22 protein-coding genes are annotated in these 22,394 nt (G+C 46.7%); 13 read left to right on the top strand and 9 right to left on the bottom strand.

What is annotated here, in order from left to right:
• The first annotated feature begins 39 nt into the window (after positions 1-39).
• From ntrB to QUB06_RS29245, 3 genes are all read left to right on the top strand, one after another.
• Positions 40-885, top strand: a complete 846-nt coding sequence (ntrB, locus tag QUB06_RS29255) for a nitrate ABC transporter permease (protein ID WP_333438261.1) — start codon at positions 40-42, stop codon at positions 883-885.
• A 197-nt stretch (positions 886-1,082) separates the two neighbouring features.
• Positions 1,083-3,083, top strand: a complete 2,001-nt coding sequence (locus QUB06_RS29250; RefSeq protein ID WP_333280652.1) for a nitrate ABC transporter ATP-binding protein — start codon at positions 1,083-1,085, stop codon at positions 3,081-3,083.
• A gap of 146 nt (positions 3,084-3,229) precedes the next feature.
• Positions 3,230-4,075 carry a nitrate ABC transporter ATP-binding protein gene (locus tag QUB06_RS29245; protein WP_333142427.1) on the top strand — a complete coding sequence of 282 codons (846 nt, stop codon included), beginning with the start codon at positions 3,230-3,232 and terminating at the stop codon, positions 4,073-4,075.
• Positions 4,076-4,205: 130 nt separating this feature from the next.
• Here the strand turns inward: QUB06_RS29245 and QUB06_RS29240 are convergent, their stop codons facing one another.
• The 4 genes from QUB06_RS29240 to QUB06_RS29225 all read right to left on the bottom strand — a co-directional run bounded on the left by QUB06_RS29240 (position 4,206) and on the right by QUB06_RS29225 (position 8,122).
• Entirely contained in the window at positions 4,206-4,535 is a 330-nt protein-coding gene (locus QUB06_RS29240; RefSeq protein ID WP_333438260.1) for a hypothetical protein, read from the bottom strand.
• 140 nt (positions 4,536-4,675) lie between these two features.
• A complete protein-coding gene (locus tag QUB06_RS29235; RefSeq protein WP_333438259.1) occupies positions 4,676-6,583 on the bottom strand; it encodes a leucine-rich repeat domain-containing protein in 1,908 nt (635 codons plus the stop codon).
• 38 nt (positions 6,584-6,621) lie between these two features.
• Positions 6,622-7,785: a DUF6745 domain-containing protein gene (locus tag QUB06_RS29230; RefSeq protein ID WP_333438258.1), complete on the bottom strand. Its 1,164-nt coding sequence runs from the start codon at positions 7,783-7,785 to the stop codon at positions 6,622-6,624.
• Positions 7,772-8,122, bottom strand: coding sequence for a hypothetical protein (locus QUB06_RS29225; protein ID WP_445251433.1), 351 nt, complete (start codon positions 8,120-8,122; stop codon positions 7,772-7,774). Before QUB06_RS29225 ends, QUB06_RS29230 begins: the two co-directional genes overlap by 14 nt.
• A gap of 323 nt (positions 8,123-8,445) precedes the next feature.
• Between QUB06_RS29225 and QUB06_RS29220 the strand changes: the two genes are divergently transcribed.
• On the top strand, positions 8,446-9,639 hold the full coding sequence (locus QUB06_RS29220; protein ID WP_333438257.1) for a transposase: 1,194 nt from the start codon (positions 8,446-8,448) through the stop codon (positions 9,637-9,639).
• A gap of 240 nt (positions 9,640-9,879) precedes the next feature.
• Here QUB06_RS29220 and QUB06_RS29215 read toward each other — a convergent pair whose 3' ends face one another.
• Positions 9,880-12,750 (bottom strand): diguanylate cyclase, encoded by a 2,871-nt coding sequence (locus tag QUB06_RS29215; protein WP_333438256.1) that lies wholly within the window; start codon positions 12,748-12,750, stop codon positions 9,880-9,882.
• A gap of 640 nt (positions 12,751-13,390) precedes the next feature.
• Between QUB06_RS29215 and QUB06_RS29210 the strand changes: the two genes are divergently transcribed.
• The 6 genes from QUB06_RS29210 (at position 13,391) to QUB06_RS29185 (ending at position 19,337) form a co-directional block, all read left to right on the top strand.
• Positions 13,391-14,074, top strand: a complete 684-nt coding sequence (locus QUB06_RS29210; protein WP_333438255.1) for a class I SAM-dependent methyltransferase — start codon at positions 13,391-13,393, stop codon at positions 14,072-14,074.
• Positions 14,075-14,396: 322 nt separating this feature from the next.
• Complete coding sequence (locus tag QUB06_RS29205; RefSeq protein WP_333438254.1) at positions 14,397-14,942, top strand: RNA 2'-phosphotransferase; 546 nt, start codon at positions 14,397-14,399, stop codon at positions 14,940-14,942.
• Positions 14,943-15,013: 71 nt separating this feature from the next.
• Positions 15,014-16,222, top strand: coding sequence for an AAA family ATPase (locus QUB06_RS29200; protein WP_333438253.1), 1,209 nt, complete (start codon positions 15,014-15,016; stop codon positions 16,220-16,222).
• Complete coding sequence (locus QUB06_RS29195) at positions 16,197-16,382, top strand: hypothetical protein (protein WP_333280674.1); 186 nt, start codon at positions 16,197-16,199, stop codon at positions 16,380-16,382. Before QUB06_RS29200 ends, QUB06_RS29195 begins: the two co-directional genes overlap by 26 nt.
• Positions 16,383-16,806: 424 nt before the next feature.
• Positions 16,807-19,017, top strand: coding sequence for a PAS domain S-box protein (locus QUB06_RS29190; protein ID WP_333438252.1), 2,211 nt, complete (start codon positions 16,807-16,809; stop codon positions 19,015-19,017).
• 26 nt (positions 19,018-19,043) lie between these two features.
• Positions 19,044-19,337 (top strand): TIGR03792 family protein, encoded by a 294-nt coding sequence (locus tag QUB06_RS29185; RefSeq protein WP_333438251.1) that lies wholly within the window; start codon positions 19,044-19,046, stop codon positions 19,335-19,337.
• Positions 19,338-19,404: 67 nt separating this feature from the next.
• On the opposite strand, the gene QUB06_RS29180 is transcribed toward QUB06_RS29185, so the two are convergent.
• From QUB06_RS29180 to QUB06_RS29165, 4 genes are all read right to left on the bottom strand, one after another.
• Positions 19,405-19,713 carry a hypothetical protein gene (locus QUB06_RS29180; protein WP_333438250.1) on the bottom strand — a complete coding sequence of 103 codons (309 nt, stop codon included), beginning with the start codon at positions 19,711-19,713 and terminating at the stop codon, positions 19,405-19,407.
• 135 nt (positions 19,714-19,848) lie between these two features.
• Complete coding sequence (locus QUB06_RS29175) at positions 19,849-20,346, bottom strand: hypothetical protein (protein WP_333438249.1); 498 nt, start codon at positions 20,344-20,346, stop codon at positions 19,849-19,851.
• Between the two features lie 72 nt (positions 20,347-20,418).
• Positions 20,419-20,877, bottom strand: coding sequence for a type II toxin-antitoxin system VapC family toxin (locus tag QUB06_RS29170; RefSeq protein WP_333438248.1), 459 nt, complete (start codon positions 20,875-20,877; stop codon positions 20,419-20,421).
• A complete protein-coding gene (locus QUB06_RS29165) occupies positions 20,877-21,119 on the bottom strand; it encodes a hypothetical protein (RefSeq protein ID WP_333438247.1) in 243 nt (80 codons plus the stop codon). Before QUB06_RS29165 ends, QUB06_RS29170 begins: the two co-directional genes overlap by 1 nt.
• A 172-nt stretch (positions 21,120-21,291) precedes the next feature.
• On the opposite strand from QUB06_RS29165, the gene QUB06_RS29160 reads away from it, so the two are divergent.
• From QUB06_RS29160 to QUB06_RS29150, 3 genes are read left to right on the top strand one after another with little or no spacing between them, the layout of a single operon-like run.
• Positions 21,292-21,564 carry a hypothetical protein gene (locus QUB06_RS29160; RefSeq protein ID WP_333438246.1) on the top strand — a complete coding sequence of 91 codons (273 nt, stop codon included), beginning with the start codon at positions 21,292-21,294 and terminating at the stop codon, positions 21,562-21,564.
• Positions 21,564-22,004 (top strand): type II toxin-antitoxin system VapC family toxin, encoded by a 441-nt coding sequence (locus tag QUB06_RS29155; protein ID WP_333438245.1) that lies wholly within the window; start codon positions 21,564-21,566, stop codon positions 22,002-22,004. Before QUB06_RS29160 ends, QUB06_RS29155 begins: the two co-directional genes overlap by 1 nt.
• Positions 22,004-22,213 carry a hypothetical protein gene (locus QUB06_RS29150; protein WP_333438244.1) on the top strand — a complete coding sequence of 70 codons (210 nt, stop codon included), beginning with the start codon at positions 22,004-22,006 and terminating at the stop codon, positions 22,211-22,213. The genes QUB06_RS29155 and QUB06_RS29150 overlap by 1 nt, the downstream gene beginning before the upstream one ends.
• Positions 22,214-22,394: the final 181 nt, after the last annotated feature.

Raw genomic sequence — 22,394 nt, 5'->3', positions numbered from 1 at the left:
TCGAAAGAAAACACCGCAGAAACAGAGGAGATAAGCAGGATGGCTGTAAGTACAAGTCGGAGAGGTAGAGTCGCTCCGCAAGCGGCGCTGGGCGAGTTTTGGAAGAAGAATTCCCCGAATATATTGCCGCCAATCTTGGGGGTACTTGGATTTCTGTTTGTTTGGCAATTCCTGTCAAGTTCTGGAATTATTAAATTGCCGGGGCCGACAAGCGTTTGGACAGATGAACGGACGCGGATTTTGCTGCTGTATCCTTTCATGAACTCCAAAACCTACGGAGTCGGACTATTTTGGCAGACTTTAGCTAGTTTGGAACGGGTGGCAAAAGGCTATACTCTCGCCGCGGCTGTGGGAATTGGCATGGGGGTTGTGGTAGGTACAAATCCTTTTCTAAATAAGGCTTTAGATCCGCTTTTTCAGTTTTTGCGGATGGTGGCTCCTTTGGCTTGGGTGCCGATCGCCCTGGCTGCACTGCAACAAAACGAACCTGCTGCTTTGTTCGTGATTTTTATCACTTCAGTTTGGCCGATTTTGATCAACACGGCTGAAGGTGTGCGCCAAATTCCAGACGACTATAACAACGTTGCGAAAGTGCTGCAACTTACTCGGAAAGAGTATTACCTCAATATCTTGTTTCCGTCGGCACTTCCTTACATCTTCACAGGATTGAGAATTGCGATCGGTTTGGCTTGGCTGGCAATTATCGCTGCGGAAATTGTGATGTCCGGGATTACAGGTATCGGCTTCTTTATTTGGAACGCTTACCAGCAAAACTACATCAGCGAAATTTTGTTAGCTGTAGTCTACATCGGGGCTGTTGGTTTGCTGCTCGATCGCATGATGGCTTGGTTGCAGCAAAAAATTGCTCCATCTCAAGGAAAATAGTTGTGCAAGTAACTCGCTAAATAATTTTGAGTTTTGAGTTGAAAGATTTGAGTTCAAAACTCGATATTTATATTTCAGGAAACTGCAATCTACACTGGGTTACGATATCAACAACAAGCGACAGTTAAAGCTAGCTGCTAATCAAGAAAAACAAGCAGCTAGCGAAATAACAAACCTACAAAAAAGGCAAGAAAATCATGTCTATTTTGATTGAAATAGAACAACTGGAAAAAGTATTTAATTTATCAGACGGCGGCACATACGTTGCTCTCAAAGGCATCGATCTGGAAATTGAAAAAGGCGAATTTATCTCCTTAATCGGACACTCCGGCTGCGGCAAATCTACGCTGCTAAATATGGTGGCAGGTTTGGATTTGCCGACAGAAGGATTGGTGACAATTGAAGGACAAAGAATCACCCAGCCAGGCCCCGATCGCATGGTAGTATTCCAAAACTATTCCCTGCTACCTTGGCGGACGGTCAGAGAAAACATTACCCTAGCCGTAGACTCGGTAATGAGTGGCTTACCCAAAGCCGAACGCCTCGAAATCATTCAAAAACACATCGACATGGTGGGCTTAACTCCCCACGCCGAAAAACAACCTGCATTGCTATCAGGGGGACAAAAACAGCGCGTGGCGATCGCCCGTGCTCTGGCCCTGCGCCCCAAACTGTTACTTTTAGACGAACCCTTCGGCGCTTTGGACGCTTTGACTCGCGGCAACTTGCAAGAAAAGTTGATGGAAATTTGCCAAGAGTACGAAATCAGCGCCCTGATGGTAACTCACGACGTGGATGAGGCCGTGTTGCTGAGCGATCGCATCGTCATGCTCACCAACGGCCCAGAATCGAAGATAGGCGGGATTCTCGAAGTAGACATCCCCCGCCCCCGCAAGCGGATGGAAGTGGTCACGCACCCCAGCTACTACGCTCTACGTAGCGAAATGATTTACTTCCTCAACCAGCAGAAGCGCGTCAAAAAACTGCGGGCGCGGAAAGTACCGGCGATCGCCCGCCACGGGCTGGAAAAAGTCAACCTCGAACTCGGCTTTATTCCGCTGGCAGCCTGTGCTCCCCTCGCTGTCGCCAAAGAAAAAGGCTTTTTTGCCAAGCACGGCCTCGATGAAGTCCACCTCGTGCGGGAAACAAGCTGGCGCGGCATCGTAGACGGCATCGCCGCAGGTTACTTAGACGCAGCCCAAATGCCCTCTGGGATGGCGATGTGGTTGAGCTTGGGGGGGCACCAAGAGCAGCCGATTCCGACGGTAACAGCCCTCACCATGAGCCGCAATGGCAACGGAATTACCCTCGCGAGGCGCTTTTACGACCAAGGGATCTACACTCTGGCAGACTTTAAAAAAATGCTCCAGAGAACGCCCGCCCAAACGCACCGTATGGGCATCGTTCACCCTTCTTCGATGCACAACCTGTTGCTGCGTTACTGGCTGGCTTCCGGCGGGATTGACCCGGATCACGATGTGTTGCTGACAAATATCCCACCGGCTCAGATGATCGTTGACTTGCAGGGCGGCACTATTGACGGTTTCTGCGTCGGCGAACCTTGGAACTTGCGGGCCTCGATGGAAGGAGTAGGCTTTACGGTGGCTACAGATTTGGAACTGTGGCCGGGGCATCCGGGAAAAATTTTGGGGGTGCGGGAAGACTGGGCAAATGCTTATCCCAACACTCACATTGCTCTAGTCAAAGCTTTGCTCGAAGCTTGCAACTATTGCGCCGATCCAAGTCGCGCCGCCGAGGTTTCGGAAATTGTCGCGGGAAGGGAGTACGTCGCTACTGATAAGAGTTACATCCAACTCGGCGACCCCAAATCTTCTGCTTGCAACCTCGATACTCCGATGCGGGAATACGCCCACCACTTGTTTTCTGGAGAGGGGGTGAATCGCCCAAGCCGCACCGAACAACTCTGGCACATGGTGCAGATGGCGCGCTGGGGCGATACTGTGTTCCCGCGCAACTGGGTGGAAATTCTGGAGCGGGTGGTGCGAGTCGGTGCGTTCAGCACGGCGGCGCGAGAGCTGGGGATGGCTGATATTACTTACACTCGCGGTTCTCTCAGCTTGTTTGACGGCTCGGTGTTTAATGCTGACGATCCGATCGGCTATCTCAACAGTCTGGCGATTAAACGCGATTTCACGATGGCGGAAGTTGTACTTGATTCCGACCGTAGAGTTGCTTAAAGTGGTTTTCAGTAGGATGCAAACAGGGTAATTGCTAATTGTTTAGTTGCTCATTGCTAATGGCTAGTTAGTAATTCCTTCTTCCCTCTTCCTTCTTCCTTCTTCCTTCTTCCTTCACCTATAACCCACTAACAAGTTCCAAAATCATGCTCAACACCACTACGAACCAAACTCAAACCAAAAAGCAAGACAAGAAAGTAAAGGATCGCCGGAAGCCTTTTTTGGTGATGGAAAATGTTCACAAATCATACCCAAATGGTTACAGAGCTTTAGAAAACGTTAACTTGACTGTAGCTGAGGGAGAGTTTATTACGCTGATCGGACACTCGGGTTGTGGCAAGTCAACGCTGTTGAATATGGTGTCGGGTTTTAGCCATCCGACTCAAGGCAGCGTCAGAATTAGCGGGCAAAAAATTGAGAAGCCGGGCCCCGATCGCATGGTGGTGTTTCAGGGTTACGCTTTGTTGCCTTGGCGGACGGTGTTTGAAAATGTTTACCTTGCGGTTAATGCTGTATTTCCTGAGAAGTCGAAGGTCGAAAAAAATGCGATCGTCAACGAGCATTTGGCGATGGTGGGATTGACTGAAGCTGCTGAGAAAAGACCGCCGCAAATTTCCGGGGGGATGAAGCAGCGGGTTTCGATCGCCCGCGCTTTGGCAATTCGCCCGAAAGTGCTGATTTTAGACGAACCTTTTGGTGCTCTGGACGCAATTACTAAGGAGGAATTGCAGGAAGAATTGCTGAAAATCTGGAACGATCACCGCTGTACGGTGTTGATGATTACTCACGACATTGATGAAGCGCTGTTTTTGGCCGATCGACTGGTGATGATGACTAATGGCCCGTCGGCGACAATCGGTGAAGTTTTGGAGATTCCTTTCCCGCGTCCGCGCGATCGGGTTCAAATGATGGAAGATCCGGAATACTACAATTTGCGGAACTACGCCCTAGATTTCCTGTTCCGTCGTTTTGCACACGATCACGATGCCTAATCGGTTGGGAAATCAAAGTTAAAGAGGAGAATTATGAGACTTCTCGAACAAGTTTAATTCTTGTGCGGAGTAGGGGTTGGGCATCCTGCCGGCCCAAGACGAGCTTTTTTGCAGAAGTCTATTGAAAAGTTTAAGCCCCAGTGTTCCCCGATGTCAGGGGAACATCGCTGCGGGCGCAATTTTCCCGATCCGGTTGGGTAAACTGAAGCTTAATGGTGGGCGATAAGTTTTTTCGGACGTTCGGATCTTTTTCCGATATTTTACGTCTACCAGCGAAGAGACCCGATTGCCTAGCTGTCGGTAAGCTGGCATGAACTGAGCCCACCTTCGATTCGAGGGTGGGCTTCTTCTTCATGTTATTAACAGTTTTTGGGCGATCGGTGGTTGGTGCATTCCACCCTTGGAACTGGCACACTGCAGGAACGTTTATCGGTGTTTCATGGATTAAGGCTGTTTTCAATATAGCGGTTTTCAGTGGAGTAAAGTAGAGACGATCGGGTAGGAAAACGGCTGATCCTAAGTCCGGCGCGGGGATTTGCGACTTTTAACCATTGGTATAAGAGTGATGATTGTAGCAAGACTTTTTTTAATTTGTATTACTCAGGTTTGCACGGAAAACTCCTCTGGGTCAGTATCCCAATTTACCCAGGGAATTGCTTCTTTAGCCGTTAGCGAAGCCCTCGAAGAGGATCGCACATCAGGCGGCACTCGCAAAGCGTGAATAAATCCCGTGCTCGGACAAGTCATTTTTAACAAATAAACTGGCTTTGGACTACCCTCGTCATCAAAATCATCGTCAAACTCGATGCTTAATAAAGTGTATTCCTGCCAACTATCTAATTCTGTCACCTCTAATTCTTGAATTATGCGATCGTAACCAATTCTCTGAATCAACAATCGACGAAGTTCGGCATTTTTTTCAGATAAAAGCCATTCTGCTTGCCAGCGATCGGGGTGTACTTTTCCGTATTCTTCGGGTAATTGAACGCCGTGGTGAAAGTATAAACTGTAGCCGTCCGCAAATGCGATCGCCGGTTCTCCTTCAGCGTGTAGGCGATTTTCAGCGTCAAAGCGAAGTTGCAGGGGGCGATCGCAAACTAGGCAAATTTTCTCAAACGGCAAGATCCAACCGCACTCCTCGAACAACTCTTGCTTGCAGCGAATGAGTTCTTGTGCTTTCTGGTCGAGAGTAACACCAAATTTCGAGATAAAAAATTCAGTCAAATGAATTTCTTTTACCAGATCCGTAGGGGTTAGTGGCGCTAGATAGTCAGAATATTCAAATAAATCACCTGCCAGCAATTCTGGGTAACTTCCTACCAATCCCTGAAATTCTGACACGAGTAGGCGCTCGACCACGAGTAGGCGCTCGACATCCTGATCTAGTATTATTGCATCCCACAGAACATCCCACAACACCCCATATAAAACTCCTACGTCCACCGATTGAAATAACTCCTTCAACAACCTCTTTCCCCTTACTAAATTGCCACTCAATATTTCCCATTTTTGAATTTGCGATATCCAGCAGATTTTGAGTTTTCTGGGTAGTTTTAAAGAAGCTAGCTGCGGACTGCTGCCAACAATCACTTGAGGTGTTTCAAGACCAATAGCTGCATAGATTTTTTTCACAGCTTCTGTAGCTTTTTGAGAATCAATTGGCGTTGTTGATAGGGTCAGGTATTTCTGTGTAAGTTCGACCGACAGATTTAAGTCGGTAATTTGATTGTGGCCGAGAGACAGGTTTGTCAGGTTGGTGAGTCCCGACAGCGAGGTAATATCGGTAATTTGATTGTTGTCGAGATACAGGCTTGTCAGGTTGGTGAGTCCCGACAGCGAGGTGATATCGGTAATTCGATTGTCTTTGAGATACAGGCTTGTCAGGTTGGTGAGTCCCGACAGCGGAGTGATGTCGGTAATTTGATTGTATGCGAGATCAACTTCCTTGAGGTTGGTGAGTGCCAACAGCGGATTAATATCGGTAATTTGATTGTTGTAAACATCAAGTATGGTCAGGTTGGTGAGTCCCGACAGCCCAGTTATATCGGTAATTTGATTGTAGATGAGATACAGGCTTGTCAGGTTGGTGAGTCCCGACAGCCCAGTGATGTCGGTAATTCTATTGTCTTGGAGACCCAGGCTTGTCAGGTTGGTGAGTCCCGACAGCGGAGTGATGTCGGTAATTTGATTGTATTCGAGATACAGTATGGTCAGGTTGGTGAGTCCCGACAGCGAAGTGATGTCGGTAATTTGATTGTTGGAGAGATACAGGCTTGTCAGGTTGGTGAGTCCCGACAGCGGAGTGATGTCGGTAATTTGATTGTTGTAGAGATTCAGTTCAGTGAGGTTTGAAAGTACCTTCTCGGCTTCATCGCAGTCAGAGGTGCAAGCAATTTTTAACAGCATCTCAACTGTATGCCTTGCCGATTCTGAAAGACTATCTTTGTGCTTGCACAATTCTGCAAAGCTACTGAAATTAATTGGTTGATTTGCTTGTCGTTCTGGCATAATAAATTTAGACTTCCGTTTGGTAAAATTTCAGTAATTCATGTTTGCACGCTAAATTCCTCTGGGTCGGTTCCCCAATTTACCCAACGAATTGCTTCTTGAGCCGATCGCACATTAGGAGCCACGCGCAAAGCGTGAATGTGTCCCGTGCTGGGACAGGTCATTTTTAACAAATAAACTGGCTTTGCATTACCCACAATATCAAAATCATCGTCAAACTCGATGCTTAAAAGAGTGTATTCCTGCCAACAATCTAATTCTGTCACCGCTAATTCTTGACAAATGCGATCGTAAGTAATTCCCTGAATTAACGCGCGCCGAACTTCTGCATTCTGTTCCTTTAAAACCCACTTAGACTGCCACTCGTGCGGGTGCAGCCTACCGTACCATTCCGGCAAAATCACGCCGTGATAGGCGTAAATAGAAACACCGTCGGCAAATTGTACCGCTGGTTTTCCTTCGGCGTGCAAGCGGTGGTTGCTGTCAACGGAAAGTGCGATCCTCTTCGAGGGCTTCGCTAACGGCTTTTCGCAGACAATGCAAACTTTGTCATAGGGATAAATCAAGCCGCAATCCCGGACAATCGATTGAAAAACTATCCAATTTCTGCCGTAGGAATGAGGTAAATTTAGAACGGAAATGCAAAAATCCAACAAACCGCCACAAGCAGCCCACAATTCTGGTTGAATGCAATTACTGAATTGTTCTCTTCCTAATGTTTGCCAATAAAAGTCTTCACTCCGCTCATCGATTACCTCTTGCGGTAGCAATTGGCTTGCTATTTCGCCAGCTAAATAATTGCGGTGCAGCTCCCACATTTGGGCTTGCAGTTGATTATAAAGTCGAGGTGACCGTTGAGTTTGCAGTTGGCTTTGCAGTTCGCTTTCTAGTTGGCTCCCCAAATAACCCCGCAGTTGTTTTTCTAGCTGGCTGCGAAGTTTTCTCTCGAATTCGCTCCGCAGTTCGCTGCTGGGATTGTCCAATCGACTGACGATTAGATCAGCAGCTTCGTAGGGGCGATCGACAAAAATGATTTCCGGTGCTTTTAGGCCGATCGCACTGTAAGCCGATTTAACTGTTTCCTCCGCTTGCGAGCGATTTATCGGCCCAGTGGAAAGCGATCTCGCTCTCCACTTTTCCCGATAAACTGGAATCAAAGCTGCTTGTTCTGGCGTCAGTTTTTTAACCTTAGTCTGCGACATACCTCCAACCTTGGGGCTCATATTCGCGCTGAATTCGCACCATCCAATTACCTTCGGGAATTGCGATCGCATGGTGTTCTTCGTGACTCAATAAAGCTGTCGGTGAAAGCACCCGCAAGTACAGAGTGCCGTCTTTTTCGTAAAGTTCAGCTTGTCCCTCAATAATCTGGTGAGAATGTCCGGTGACTTCACCTTCGGCGAGAGTTAGGTGAGGTTTTTTTTCTCCTTCGATTTTCGGTACGGGGGTGAGAATTACGTCGCCTTGTCGGATGGGTTGCATAGGTTTTTTCTCAATTTTGTTTGCTGGTGTCGATCGATCGAGCTTTTCTACCGCCACCTTATACTACATCCGTAATACACAGGTGTCAAGAGCCACAAACCAAATTCCATAACTCTTTGCTGCACTGACAGACGTTATCTTCGAGGGTGAAAGTCGCCTGGGTGAGGGCGGGTTTATAGATATTGTCGATGTGAGTGAAAGATTGTTGGTGAAACCCTCCCCTACAAATATTGTGGTTAATTTATGGAATCACTTATTACCAAAAAATTGGGTCTAAAGCCCCGTCCTTCTAGGACGGATTTAATTACAAAGGCTGTAAATATTTGTTAAGTATACAAATTTGCAAGTAAAAGTTTCAGTAAAAGTGGTAAGCTATTGCAATGATAGTATTAGAGTTCAATTTGAAGGGCAAAGCGGAGCAATATCGAATCATTGACGACATGATTCGGACGGCTCAGTTTGTGCGAAACAAAACTCTTAGACATTGGAGAGACAATCAAGGAATTAAGCTCGTAGACCTGTACAAACAATGCGCCGTTATGGCGAAAGAGTTTGAATGGGCAGGTAAGCTTAATTCTATGGCACGTCAGGCTTCTGCCGAACGTGCCATTTTTGCAATCCAACGTTTCTTTGCTAATTGCCAAGCCAAAAAGCCAGGAAAAAAGGGCTACCCGCAATTCAAAAAGCATACCCGTTCTGTTGAATATAAAACTTCAGGATGGGAACTTTCTCCCGACAAAAGATGCTTGACACTCAAGGATGGTTTTGCTGCCGGGAAGTTTAAGTTAATCGGTAGTCGGGATTTGCATTTCTACGCACCCTGTGAGATAAAGCGAATCAGGATTGTACGCCGTGCTGACGGATACTACGCCCAATTCTGTATCAACGTGGAGCGAAAAGAGGAACCTATTCCGACTGGCAAGGCTATTGGAATAGATGTCGGATTAAACCACTTCTATACCGATAGCGACGGTGAAACGGTTGCAAACCCTCGGTATCTCCGCAAAAGTGAAAAAACTTTGAAGAGATTGCAGAAGCGAGTTTCTCGGAAAAAGAAAGGTTCCAAGAACCGGAAAAAGGCGATTAACAAGTTAGGAAGAAAGCACCTGAAAGTCGGTAGGCAGCGTAAAGACTTCGCCATAAAGACGGCGTTGTACGCGGTAAAATCTAACGATTTTGTAGCCTACGAAGACCTTCAGGTTAAGAATATGGTGAAAAACCATAAGCTTGCTAAGTCAATTAGTGATGCAGCATGGTCACAATTTGCTCAATGGTTGGAATATTTTGGGAAAGTGTACGGTAAAACCGTGAGTGCGGTCGCGCCTCAATACACGTCACAAGAATGTTCAAACTGTGGCAACATGGTTAGGAAAACTCTGTCAACTCGAACCCATATTTGTGATTGCGGTACGGTATTAGATCGCGATCATAACGCAGCTCGCAACATTTTGGTTAAAGGGTTGAAGCAGGAAAAAATTAATTTAAATACGGTGGGGCACACCGAAATTCACGCTCGGGGACAGACCGATCTCTACTCAATGGTGGCGACATCAACGAGCAAATCGACTGGGTGATCCAAGAATCCCTGCGCCTTTAGGCCAGGGAGTGTCAATTGACCTATTTGGCATTGCCACCTATCTCGTCTGTGTTGCTAAGGTTGCTGTCATGGCACGACCTCCTTTAACTATATTTATAGCAATTTGAATTCGCACAAGTTTGCCAGCACATTGGTATGGTGCGTCTGACACAAAAAATTTGTTTAAATCGAAACGATCGATGTCAGACGCACCATACAAGTTGATTTAACTATTAAATTATCCTTGAAATGGGGCAACCGAAACCCGATCGCGCCCTGCTTCTTTCGCCCGATAAAGCGACTCATCGGCGATCGCAATTAGCTCTCCCGGCTGCGACTTCGCCTCCGGAATGCAGCAAGCTACACCCAAACTCAGCGTCACATATTCGCTGACAGCAGACTTAGCGTGAGCTATGTGCAAGCCCCGCACCTGTTGTGCGATCATTTCAGCTACGCAAGTGGCACCTTCAATATCCGTATTCGGCAAAACTACTACAAATTCTTCTCCACCGTAACGCGCTACTAAATCTGCCGCTCGCTTTACCGAATGCTGGATCACCGCCGCCACTTTCCGCAAACATTCATCCCCCGCTTGGTGACCATAAGTGTCGTTGTAAAGTTTGAAATAATCAATGTCGCACATAATCAAAGACAGCGGTGCTTCTTCCCTCGCCAAACGCCGCCATTCCGTATCGAGGTATTCATTAAAAGAGTGGCGGTTTCTTACCTCAGTCAAACTGTCGTAATTTGCCAAATAATGCAAGGCTCGATTCACTGTTTCTAACTGCTGTTTCTGCTGCAGCAACTGACGGTTGAGTTCCGCCAACTGCTGTTCGGCTGAGTGCGATCGCAACAAATTTCTCACCCTTGCGAGCAATTCCCTCTCGTCAAAAGGCTTAGAGATATAATCGTCAGCACCCGCATCCAAACTTTCGATCCGAGATTCCATCCCCGCTCGCGCTGTCAAAAAGATTACCGGAGTCGATTTCAATTCTGGCGTGTTCCGAATCTCCTTGAGCAAATCCAGTCCGTTTTGTCTGGGCATAATTTGGTCGCTCACAATCAAATTTGGCTGCAAACTTTTGGCTTTTTCTAAACCTTCAACCCCGTCCATCGCCACGGCGACTCGATAGTAAGGACTTAATAAAGTTTGGAGGTAAGCCAGCAGAAAATTGTTGTCTTCTACTACCAGCAACAGCGGTAATTCTCTGCTGTCACTTGTTAATTGTTCCAGATGATTTTTGTCATCAAAACTGTTAGGTTCCGGCAGCGGGGTCTGGGGTGTGGTCGTCCGGACATTTCCCGAACCCCACTCTCCCGATCCGAATCCACTCAGTCCAGCCAATTGGGCGATCGCGATCACCAACTGATTCGCTTCCACCGGCTTCGACAAATGCCTCTGAAACCCGGCCTCCAGCGCTTCGGCCGAATCTTCTTCCTCAATGCCTCCCGTCAGCGCCACGGCCGGCAGCAGTTCCCTGTGCTCGGACATTTCCATTGCTCTGATGCGGCGGATCAAATCGCAACCGTCGGCTCCCGATACCGTCATATCGCTCACCAACACGTCGGGCCGCGACTGTTGCAACTCGGCCATCGCTTCGCAGGCGCTACCCACCGCTATTACCTTGGCTCCAAATGCTTCGAGGCCTGTTTTGAGGAATTGCCGGATCTCGGTGCTGCTTTCCACCACCAGGACTTGCTTTCCCGCTAGGGGTTTGGAAACCGATCCGCGTCTGCTTTCCCTTTGGGCGATCGCAGCAGTGCGATCGTCGGGTGCATTTTCCTTGGCAATCGGTAGCAGCACCCCAAAGGTCGCCCCCTGACCGAGGCCGGGACTCGAAGCCCAAACACTTCCCCCGTGCAGTTCCACTAACTGCCGCACAATTGAGAGCCCGAGCCCAAGCCGATTTTGTTCCTTGTTCTGGAAGCTGTCTGCAGGGCGGAAGTAGTCAAAGATGTGCGGCAGAAATTTGGGCTCGATGCCGCAACCGCTGTCGCTGACCCGAATCAAGACGCCCGACTCAGTAGCCTCGATCCGCACTTGAACTGGGTATGGTGTCGATTCAGGGGTGAATTTGATGGCGTTTGCAAGGAGGTTCCAGACTATTTGCTGCAAGCGTTCTGCATCTGCCAAAACGTAGCTGACGGCGGGGTCGAAATGTTTTTCTACGCGGAGGTTTTTGGCATCGGCGGCGGGACGGAGGGTCTCGATCGCAGATTCTATGATAGACGGGAGGTGAACTTGGCCGATGTTCAGGCACACTTTCCCTCGCAGCAACCGCGAGAGGTCGAGGAGATTGTCTATTTGCCTGTTTTGTAATTTGGCGTTGCGCTCGATGATTTCCAAAGCGCGGCTGGTGGTGGCTTCGTTTAAATTGCGCGATCGAGCTAGCTGCGCCCATCCCAAAATCGCACTGAGGGGCGATCGCAGTTCGTGGGAGGCGATCGCCAGAAATTCGTCTTTTGCCCGGTTGGCTTCGACTTGGGCTGCTTCCACGGCTTTGCGATCGGTGATGTCGAATCCGATCGCCAAATACTGACAGGGTTTTCCCTTACAGTCCAACACTGGAACTACTGCTGCGTACACCCAATAATCACTTCCATTCTTGGCTTTATTCTTAATGTCTCCTTGCCACACTTCACCTTTGGCAACTGTTGATAGCAGATTTTTGATTATTTCCGAAGATTTATATTCCGAATGGAGGATGCCGAAGTGGCAGCCGATTAGTTCGGCTTGGGAATAGTTGGATATGGAGCAAACTCGTTCGCTGACATAGTTAATAATTCCTCGCGCGTCAGTCCTCAGCGCCAGTGCCGATCGGTCGATCGCTCCTTTAAAATCTAAACATTCTTGTAGCGACGAATCTAGTTCTTTTGTCGTAGAAAATTGACCGAGCCGATCGGGCGCGTTGTGTTGCTGGCGATCGGGCTTATCCTTACTCCGTTGTTGGATTTCCATTGCTTCTATTTTCCCCTGACGGCTGACACCTAATCTACTCGCATCCTGATTCATTATCACAATTTTCTTTCCCGCACCTGCGGGTGTAATATTTTGTATCTCTTCATCTTCCTGAAAAATTGGCAGGCACCACTTCCACTCGGGAGTCACCTCAATTTTTGTTTATAGTTCGCTAAAGTTTGTCAATCTGAGGACTGATTTTTTCATATCTAGCCGATCATCGGCTGCTGGCTCATTTTTTTTTATCTTTTATCTTTTATATTTTACTAGGGGGAATCACTGAGAAATTTATGGTGTCGAGCACACACCGACAGTTGCATTATTGTGTGAAACGGATATCATAACCGTCAACTTTTTTCTCACAATTACTCCTAGTATCTGGCACAAAGTCTCGTCTTCGGCAGGTTTTCGCGTCTGTGGCATTCTGCCTCATCTGCACTGAAGGAGATATATGTGCAGGGCTTGACAGTTCCCAAATCATATCATTTCCGGTTACACCGGAATGATGTTGACGGTTGACTGTTGACGCCGTGAACAGTGAACAGTCAACGCCGTGAACAGTGAACTCGGATTTACTATTCCGATGCTAACGGATTTGATATCACGGACTGGTTTGGATGCACAAAGTCCCTGTCTGGCGATCGTCCATAACTTCTTTTAAATTATTTTCTTCAACATCTTGACAGGTCTGTATATTTTTTGTATTATCAAATGTAATATATTTTCAGACACTAGAACCGCCAAACTGCCTTGGCGCACTCAACTATTAACAATGTGAGGAAAATCGTCTGTGAATTTAGACGCTGTACGCGAGCAATTTGAACAAAGAGCCTTTGATTATGACGGCTTAATTCCCCGCCTCATTCCGCGCTATGGCGAGCAACACGATGTAATATTGCAGTTAATCCCTTCTGAAACTAATGGTAACATAAAAGTTCTGGATTTAGGTGCGGGAACTGGCATACTGTCGGCTATGATTCTGCAAGCATTTCCTCAAGCAAAAGTCCTAGCCTTTGACATGGCCAAGAATATGCTGAAAACTTGCCAAACTAACTTGTCCGCTTTCCGAGAACGGCTGACCTTGCAGCAAGGAAACTTTGCCGAAGATGATTTCGGTAGCGGTTACGATTTGGTAGTTTCAGGGTTGGCAATCCACCACCTCGACAGCGCAGGTAAACAACAGCTATTTCACAAACTTTTCCACTCCATGAATCCAGGGGGAATCTTGCTAATTCGAGATATTGTGACAGGTGCTACTCCCCGGCTGACTGAGCAATACGAACAGTTGTGGCGGCAGTACATGAAAGCTAACGGAGAAGACGATGCAGCCTGGTTTCAAAAATATCGAGAAGAAGATATTCCCTCCTCTGTGGAAGAGCAGACAAAGTGGCTTGCAGAAGCTGGTTTTGCCGACGTAGGATGTCACTGGCGCTATCTCAACTTTGCTATTTTTGGCGGAGTTATCCCAAGGTAAAAGGCATTCGGCAGAATGCAGAGTTTTTGATAATTATCAAAATATAAAGCTCGTGAAAAATCGCCGCTCCAACACTTTTTTATTCGCAGACGCCGAACCTAATTGTGTAGGTAGTTAAGGACTGACTTTACCGCTATAATTCGCGCGTCAGACCCTTTTTTACGTCCGGGAATCATTTTGTGCCAACCTGTAGAGGCGGGTTCACTCAAGCGCCCTCTGGTAGTACAAACATATTCAACAAACCCGCCTCAAATCAACGATATAACCCGATCGTGACATTTTATAAAAGGTGATTTAAAAGCTCAATCAATAAAGTAGAATTATGAACGATTCTCGCTTAGTAAAAATCAGCAGATATCTCAGCAAACACCTGCGTCACGCGCCCTCGCGCATCGGCATTGAACTCGCTCCCGGTGGCTGGGTTCCTGTTAGCGAACTCCTCGATGCGTGCCAAAAAAATAACTTTCCAGTTCAGCTTGCAGAACTCACAACAGTAGTCGCGCAAAACGACAAGCAGCGCTTTTCATTCGACTCCACAGGCACTCTAATTCGTGCCAACCAAGGACACAGTGTAGAGGTAGACTTGCAGTTAGAACCCGCTGTTCCCCCAGATATTTTATATCACGGAACAGGTAGCACAGCCGTCGAGTCTATTCTCAGTCAAGGAATTAGGAAAATGTCGCGACATCATGTTCATTTGTCCGTGAATATCCAAACGGCGCGCCAAGTAGGTGCAAGGCATGGCATCCCGACAGTCTTTACTGTAGATGCGGCAGCCATGCAACGCGACGGTCATACATTTTACTGCTCGGAAAACAAAGTTTGGTTGGTAGATTTTGTGCCGCCAGCTTATCTCAAAATAAGTTGATAATTTTCACTTTTTTTGTAGAAGGTGTACCACAAAAACTGTAAAATAAGAGTAAGTAGGAGTTTTGCAAAATGAGTGCGGAAGATATGGGCGATCGCGAAAACAATTTTCATCAAAGCAATTCTCAAAATAGAGGTCTGCTAGGCTCTGGTTGGCGACCTTTTTACCGTCAATTTGATTGGGAACACCTGGCACATTTAGCGTCTAGCGACCCCTTAGAACTAGCTCAAAAAACTTTAGGGGCAGCTAGCGACATTGCCGACGCAATGGGACGGCACCAATATACTTGGTGGGCCAATATTTTAAATGTATTCTCGGAAAATACTCGCTACGAAATGGATGAATTTTGGGATTACATTACTCCGCAGCCAGTTTACCCTGATTACCGCTACAAAGACATTTTAGCTACCGAAACGCCTGTGGTGCAATTGGTCAGCCGCGCTAGCATTCCCATCGACTACGTTCTCAACAAACTCCAAGAGATTACTGTTTTCAAAGTTCTGGATTTGCTAGGGAAACCGGATGCGATTACCCAGTCTTTTATGGATCGACATTTTTCTTATTCCCCGGAGCGATTTATTAGCTGGGAACGCTTGGAAGTGTTGGGTACTGTTTATGCTTCTTGGGCTCGATTCGGCTGCTGGCTGCAAATTGACAGCTACGACAGGGGAAGACGCTGCTACACTCTAATTTGCCAAGATATTGCGCCGCTAGTTAGCAAGGCAACTTATAATTTAGCGGTGATTCTGGGCGGGTACAAAAGCCGCGTCGGACAGGTTCACAGCCAGTTCCCAATTCGCACGTTTTCTGCGGAGGTTCAAAGTTTTACCGATACAGTTCAGCAGGCAATTTTGGATCAAAATCAGTTAGCTGTTTTGGTTAGTGGCGAACCGGGGACGGGCAAAACTGCTTGGACGCAAGCGGTAGCAAAGGAAATTTTAGTTCCGCTGGGTTATGTGATTTTTATCTTAGACCACGATGCTGTGGAAAATTTTGTGCCACCGAGTTATTTAGAGCGGATTTGTATTATTATCAATGAGGCTGATAATTTGGCTCAAGATCGATCGACCCCAGAAGCCCAACGCACTAACAAAACTGAACATATTTTGAGTTTGCTGGATGGAACTTTGTATCAAAGCGTCATCGACGAACACGGCATTCAATTTCAGCAAAAACTCGTAGTTTTGATGACTTGCAACACCACTGAAAGATTAGATCCTGCAATGTTACGGAAAGGGAGAGTGGATTTTACCAGTGAATTTACGCACAAATTTGTTTGAGCGCTCTCTTGCATTCTTAAGCGATCGGGCGATCGCACTGGCTACACGATCTCATACCATGTTCGATGTGGGATCTCCAATTAAAGAATTGGGAATGACTGATGAAGTTCATGGTTTGGAGTACGGGCCTACAGTTGCATTCTTTTGGGAACTTGTATAAAATATCCAACAATTACCAGGAAATCTTCTGACTCTCAAAGTGTGGGGGGAAACTTTTTTGAGTACCTATAGACCATTAGTGTCAACAATCGCCTAAAACCCTTTTTCTCTCTCGTTTTTTGCCTAGTCTCGCTGCCCTCTTGCGCCCCGGAATAGTCGCGGGAGACAAGAGAGCACTCCAGTCCCCTCCGACTATTCCGGCGACGCCAGCGCGATCTATGCCTAATCCTCAAACAGCAACCGGGCACTAGCTTTGGTCTTAAGTAGATAGCAATGCCTATAGACATATCCACATCAAAAATGATATCAATGATGGGTGATACCCTCTAAGGGTATCGTCCGAGAGAGCAAATCAGGGGAAAATAGCATTTTTGGTCTCAAACAGAATTTTTCAAACTTGACAGCTATGGAGGAAATCCCAAACCGTGCACACTAAGCCAGTTCAGCAAAAAAGTCAGGGACTGGGAAGGTACGTTGACGGGACTTTCCCGATCGCCCAACAACCCGCAGAGGCAGCCGTGTCCGAGAGTAAAGAGCGATTTCGGCGGTTTGTGGAGCGCTCCGCCGAGGCCGTGGCAATGGTAGATTGTGAAATGCGCTATCTGTCGGTTTCTCGTCGCTGGGAAACAGATTGGGGGTTGGGCGACGGCGAGGCGATCGGCCGATCTCATTGGGAACTGTTCCCGAATCTCCCGGAATATTGGGAGCAAAATGCCCAGGCTTGTTTGACGGGAGTTTTGGAATACAGTGAGTTTGTGGCAGGGCGATCGATCGCATCTGTATCAGGAGAAATCGCAAGCGGCTGTGTCAGCGAGTCGGTAAGATGGGTATTTCAGCCTTGGAAAAATAGCGAAGGTGGGATCGGCGGTTTGATTTTGTTTGCATCTAAGATAGCTGAGGCTCCCGCTCAAACCAATTGCTATAATAAATTTCAGTCCGAGGTCAAAAGAAAGCAGTTAGAAACAATACCAAAACTAACTCAAATTGCCCTCGAAAATGCTGCTGATACAATCTTTTTTAGTACCTCCGACGGTCAAATTTGCTACGCGAACAAAGCCGCTTGCCATCTTTTCGGCTACTCGGAATCGGAACTGCTAAACATGAGGGTTAGCGACATCGATTCGCATTTGCCAGCATCGGATTGGCGAGAACACTGGGCTCAACTCAAGCAGCAAACCAACCTCACTTTTGAAACCAGTTATAAAACCAAAGACGGCGCCAGTTTTTCCGTCGAAGTTAAAGTCAATTATTTAGAATACGGCGGGTGCGAATACCGCTGTGCGATCGCCCGCGACATTTCCGCTCGCCTCGCAGCAGAATCAGCGCTCGTACAGGCAAAAGAGCAACTTCAAGCCGTTTTAGACGCCGTGCCGGGATTAGTTTCTTGGGTAAGTTCCGATTTGCGCTACTTGGGAGTAAACCGACATTTAGCGAGCGCTTATAAAATGCCGTCCGAACTATTTATCGGTCAAAAAGTAGGTTTTTTAGATACAAGTCCCACATTTAACGATTTAGTATACGATTTCTTTGCAAACCATAAAAAGAAGACATCTCAAGAAGTAACAGCGAGCATCAGAGGAGAAAATAAAACTTATCTAATAGTAGCTCAAAAATACCATAACAATACGGCGGCGGTATTTGTGGGATTGGATATTACAGACAGCAAACAGTCTCTTTTAGCTTTGCAAGAATCCGAAGAACGCCTGCGACAAGAAGCGTCTAAATTAGAGCAGACGCTGTTAATTTTGCAGCAAACTCAAACTCAACTGATTCAAACAGAAAAGATGTCATCCCTGGGGCAGTTGGTAGCAGGAATAGCGCACGAAATTAACAATCCAGTTAGTTTTATTTCCGGCAATGTCAGCCACGCCACGGGCTACATTCAAGAACTGCTGCGAACGATCGACCTTTACCAAAAGTATTATCCCCATCCCGTGCCGGAAATTCAAGATTTTATTGAAGAATTAGACTTAGACTTCATCAAAAAAGACTTGCCAAAACTGCTAAATTCAATGAAAGTCGGTTCCGAAAGGATTCGCGATGTCGTGCGATCGCTCCGCTTGTTCTCGCGTACCGACGAAGCCCAAATGAAGCCTGCTGATATCCACGAAGGTTTGGACAGCACTTTGCTGATCTTGCAAAATCGCCTGCAAGCTAAAGGGGGACGGCCGGGGATTTCTCTAGTTAAAGAGTACGGAGATTTGCCGCGAGTTCACTGCTATCCGGGGCACTTAAACCAAGTGTTCATGCACTTGTTGACAAATGCGATCGACGCTTTGGAAGAAGGGGGGAGAAATGCCGAAAATTATGGTAAAATTCAAAATCAGTCTTACTTGTCTTCAGCCCCGTCGAGCTCGGAAATATTCAATCCCGAAATTCGGATTCGCACCTCCGTGGTAGGGGAAAACGAAGTTGCGATCGCCATTAGTGACAACGGCCCTGGCATGACTGAAGAAGTCCTCGACTGCATCTTTGACCCTTTGTTTACCACTAAATGTCCAGACACGAGCACTGGTTTGGGTCTAGCAATATCCCAGCATTTAGTAGTAGAAAAGCACGGCGGTAAGTTGCACTGTGTTTCGCGTCCGGGAGAGGGAACTGAGTTGATAATTAAAATTGCGATCGGCAACGATTAATTAGCTATTTACAAATAGGAAATAAGATGGTAATTGAGTGGCTCAAATTTAAAGTACCTCCCGAAAAGTGGGAGCAGTTTATTCAGCGAGATCAGGAAGTTTGGACGGCGGGACTAAAAAGTTGGGACGGTTTTTTAGGCAAAGAAATTTGGGTAGATCCGGTGGAAAATGAGGTGGTGATGTTGATTCGCTGGGAAACTAGGGAGAAGTGGAAGTCGGTGCCACAAAGCACAATCGAGGAGTTGGATGCCCAAATGGGGGATTTGCAAATTGCGATCGCCGAAAGTCGCGAATATCAAGTCCGCAAGTTTTTGCATTAGTTAGTCAGCAGTCATTAGTCATCAGTCATTAATTAGTAGTCATGAGTTAGTAGTCATTAGTCAGCATTTAGGAATCAAGCGTCCAATCTTCGATCGAGAGTCCGGGAACTTGACAAAAGTCTCGTTGATTGCGAGTGATAACCGTAGCACCGACGGACAAGGCAATAGCTGCAATCCGCATATCTTTTTGCAGGCGATTTTTCCGCAGGGGCGGGTGATCTTTTAACAGTTTCTTGAGACAAGTATCAGCTTCCGGTGTAAAGTCCAGTACCTCAATAGTTGGGAGGTATTTTACAGTTGTCCAAAGTTTTGAATAAAGTCCAGGTAGGTTATGCAGCAGGCAAGGAAGGATCGTTAATCCTGCCAACCCAACCATTGAAGAGTTCTTGAACTGTGACACTCGTGACAGCAAGCTGATGGTTTTTCGCGTTAGCGGTAAGTTGGGGATGATTGTAGAGAATCAGTGAAACGCAATCCGTATCCAGAATATATCGAGACACAAAAAGCACCTTTACAAGTAATAGGAAGGATCGACTTCTGAATCATCATCTGAGGTTCGTTCGGCGCGAATTGATTCCATAATTGCCACAAAATCGGCATCGTCTTTAAAGACACCTGCAAATTTCATCCAGGTTGGTTCTAAAGCCTGAATCGGCACGTTCCATGAAATTGCTTCAATATTTTTGAGGCGTTCTAAAAAGGTAGCTTGAATTTGTGCGATCGCCGCTTCTCGTGTTTCTGCTTTCACTTGACAGTCGGGAAACTCTCTAACAGATGCGGCAACTTCCCCGGATGTGAGTGATTCTAGCAGCAGCGTCACCTTGAGGTTGGTGAAGGGATGGGACTGCGGTAATTCTAGGTTGATCATGTTAATTTTTGAAATATTAATTATGAGTTTAATTTTATTGTACCGCAGACATCGATTTGGTATTTGGTGGGAGGGGCGATCGCTCTCGGTACAATCATTGCAGTGTTGGGTATTTGGTGTGAGGGGCGATCGCACTTTCATTTTACGCGATCGGTCATCAGATAAAACTCATAGCGATCGTTATGAGTTTTTGTGGGGCGAGATCCTTCATCCTTACTCTGGCGATGTTAAGATCCAGGATTCCAACTCAAATGGCTCAACTGCCTGAATGCGTTGGAAGTCTCGATCTGCAGTCACTAGGGTGAGTTGATGCTGGATTGCAACGGCGGCAATCCACAGGTCATTTTCGCCGATGCCCAATTGAGTCATGTTGGTTCTACGGCGTTGGGCTTTGTCTTTTGGGGCGTAGCGATCGAAAACTGCCGCTTTAAGATTGCCGTAAATTTCGGCGGTGGTTTCGTCGATGGGGTAGATGTATAGCCCAAGCAGGAAGCGTTGAACTAGGGCAAGATTTACCTGTCGTTGTTGCGATCGCGCCGCCATGTCAATCAGTTCACCCTTGACGATGGTGCAGGTGGCGATCGACTCATCCCCAAGGTTGGCAAGGCGATCGAGTAATTGAGTGTTGCCTAGTAGGGCATAGCTACAATGGTTGGTGTCGAGGAGAAACATTATTCAAAGGGATTGGGGCTGTAGTCAAATTCGGTTTCGCCGCGTGAGTTTTGGACGGCTTCTAGACATTCTTGGAAGTCGTCGCCTGACCAAGTGCCGATTGTCTTGAGGTGAGCGAGGAAGGATTTAGCAGATGTGATAGAAGGTTTGGTTGAGAGAGATTTCATGAAGGTGAGGGCTTCGGCAAGTCTTGTACTGGGCAAAGCTTCGATTGCTTGGAGGAGTTGTTCTTTGATTGTCATAGGGTGTGCCGGGGTTCTTATTGATGGGCGATCGCTCTTTCATTTTAGGCGATCGCTCATCTGAAAAAACAAAGGGCGATCGCTATCTATGCAAGCATTGCACTGTTTAGTATTTGCTTTGGTGAACAGTTTTGAGGTAAACTATAATTGCTCAAACTTTCTGGAGTCTGACATGGAAACAATGAAAGTGCGATCGCATATTGGAACTGATGGCATATTGCTTCTCCAAATGCCCGCTGAGTTTAAAGATACTTCTGTTGAAGTAGTAGTAGTTGTACAGACTATACCATCAGACGAAATTAAACCGAAATATAACGCTTGGGGAAAACAGACTACTAAAAAATCAATTCAAGCAGCAATTGCGAGAATGCTAAAACTGCGGCAAGAAATTGCCTTGGATAAAAACTCAATCCGTTCCATGATTGAAGAAGGGCGCAGGTTTTAATGCAGTTTGTATTGGATTGTTCTGTAGCAATCAGTTGGTGCTTAGTCGATGAAGATAACGATTATGCCAATGCTATACTCTCGATGATGCCAGATTGCGAAGCATTTGTACCAGGCATTTGGTCGCTAGAAGTTGCTAATACTCTCCTGGTTGCCGATCGACGCAACCGCATGACGACTGAGCAATCTGAGATAGCGATTACTTTGTTACAATCACTTTTAATTCAAGTTGATGAAGCTACGGATAGCAACGCACTCTCGTCAACTATAGTATTAGGAAGACAAGAAGGTTTAGCTGCTTATGATGCAGCTTATTTGGAGTTAGCACTACGATTGGAATTGCCGATCGCAACTCTTGATAATCGCTTGGCGGAAGCGGCAACTCGCTGCGGTGTGGGTTTGGTAGTTGTTGGTGGAGAAATGCCAGAGACGGAGCCGTAATGCAATTGACAACAGATAGTTGCTGCATTGGTTTTATGCGATCGATCTTTCATTTTAGGCGATCGGTCATCAGAAACAAGAAAGGGCGATCGGTCTTGATGCGTAAAGGGCGATCGCTCTCCGTAGAATCATCGCACTGCTTGGTATTTGGTATCAGGGGCGATCGTACTACACATTTAAATCGCGAATCAGCGAAAGCATATAACTAATAAACTCATCATAGAGTCGGAAACTTCCCCACTCGTTTACGTTTTCAGCATAAAGTCCAAGAGACCATATATGGCGAATAGCTTCCAATGTAGGAAGAGCTTGCGGCTCTCCTGAACTTATGGTTATAAGTTTATCTAATCAGAAAAGCAAGCTAATACGCGATTCCTAAAATTATTAAAA

Origin of the sequence: Microcoleus sp. D2_18a_D3 (assembly GCF_036702455.1) — a bacterium.
In the GTDB taxonomy this organism is placed as follows: Bacteria; Cyanobacteriota; Cyanobacteriia; order Cyanobacteriales; family Microcoleaceae; genus Microcoleus.
This window is presented reverse-complemented; position numbering and strand designations above follow the sequence as displayed.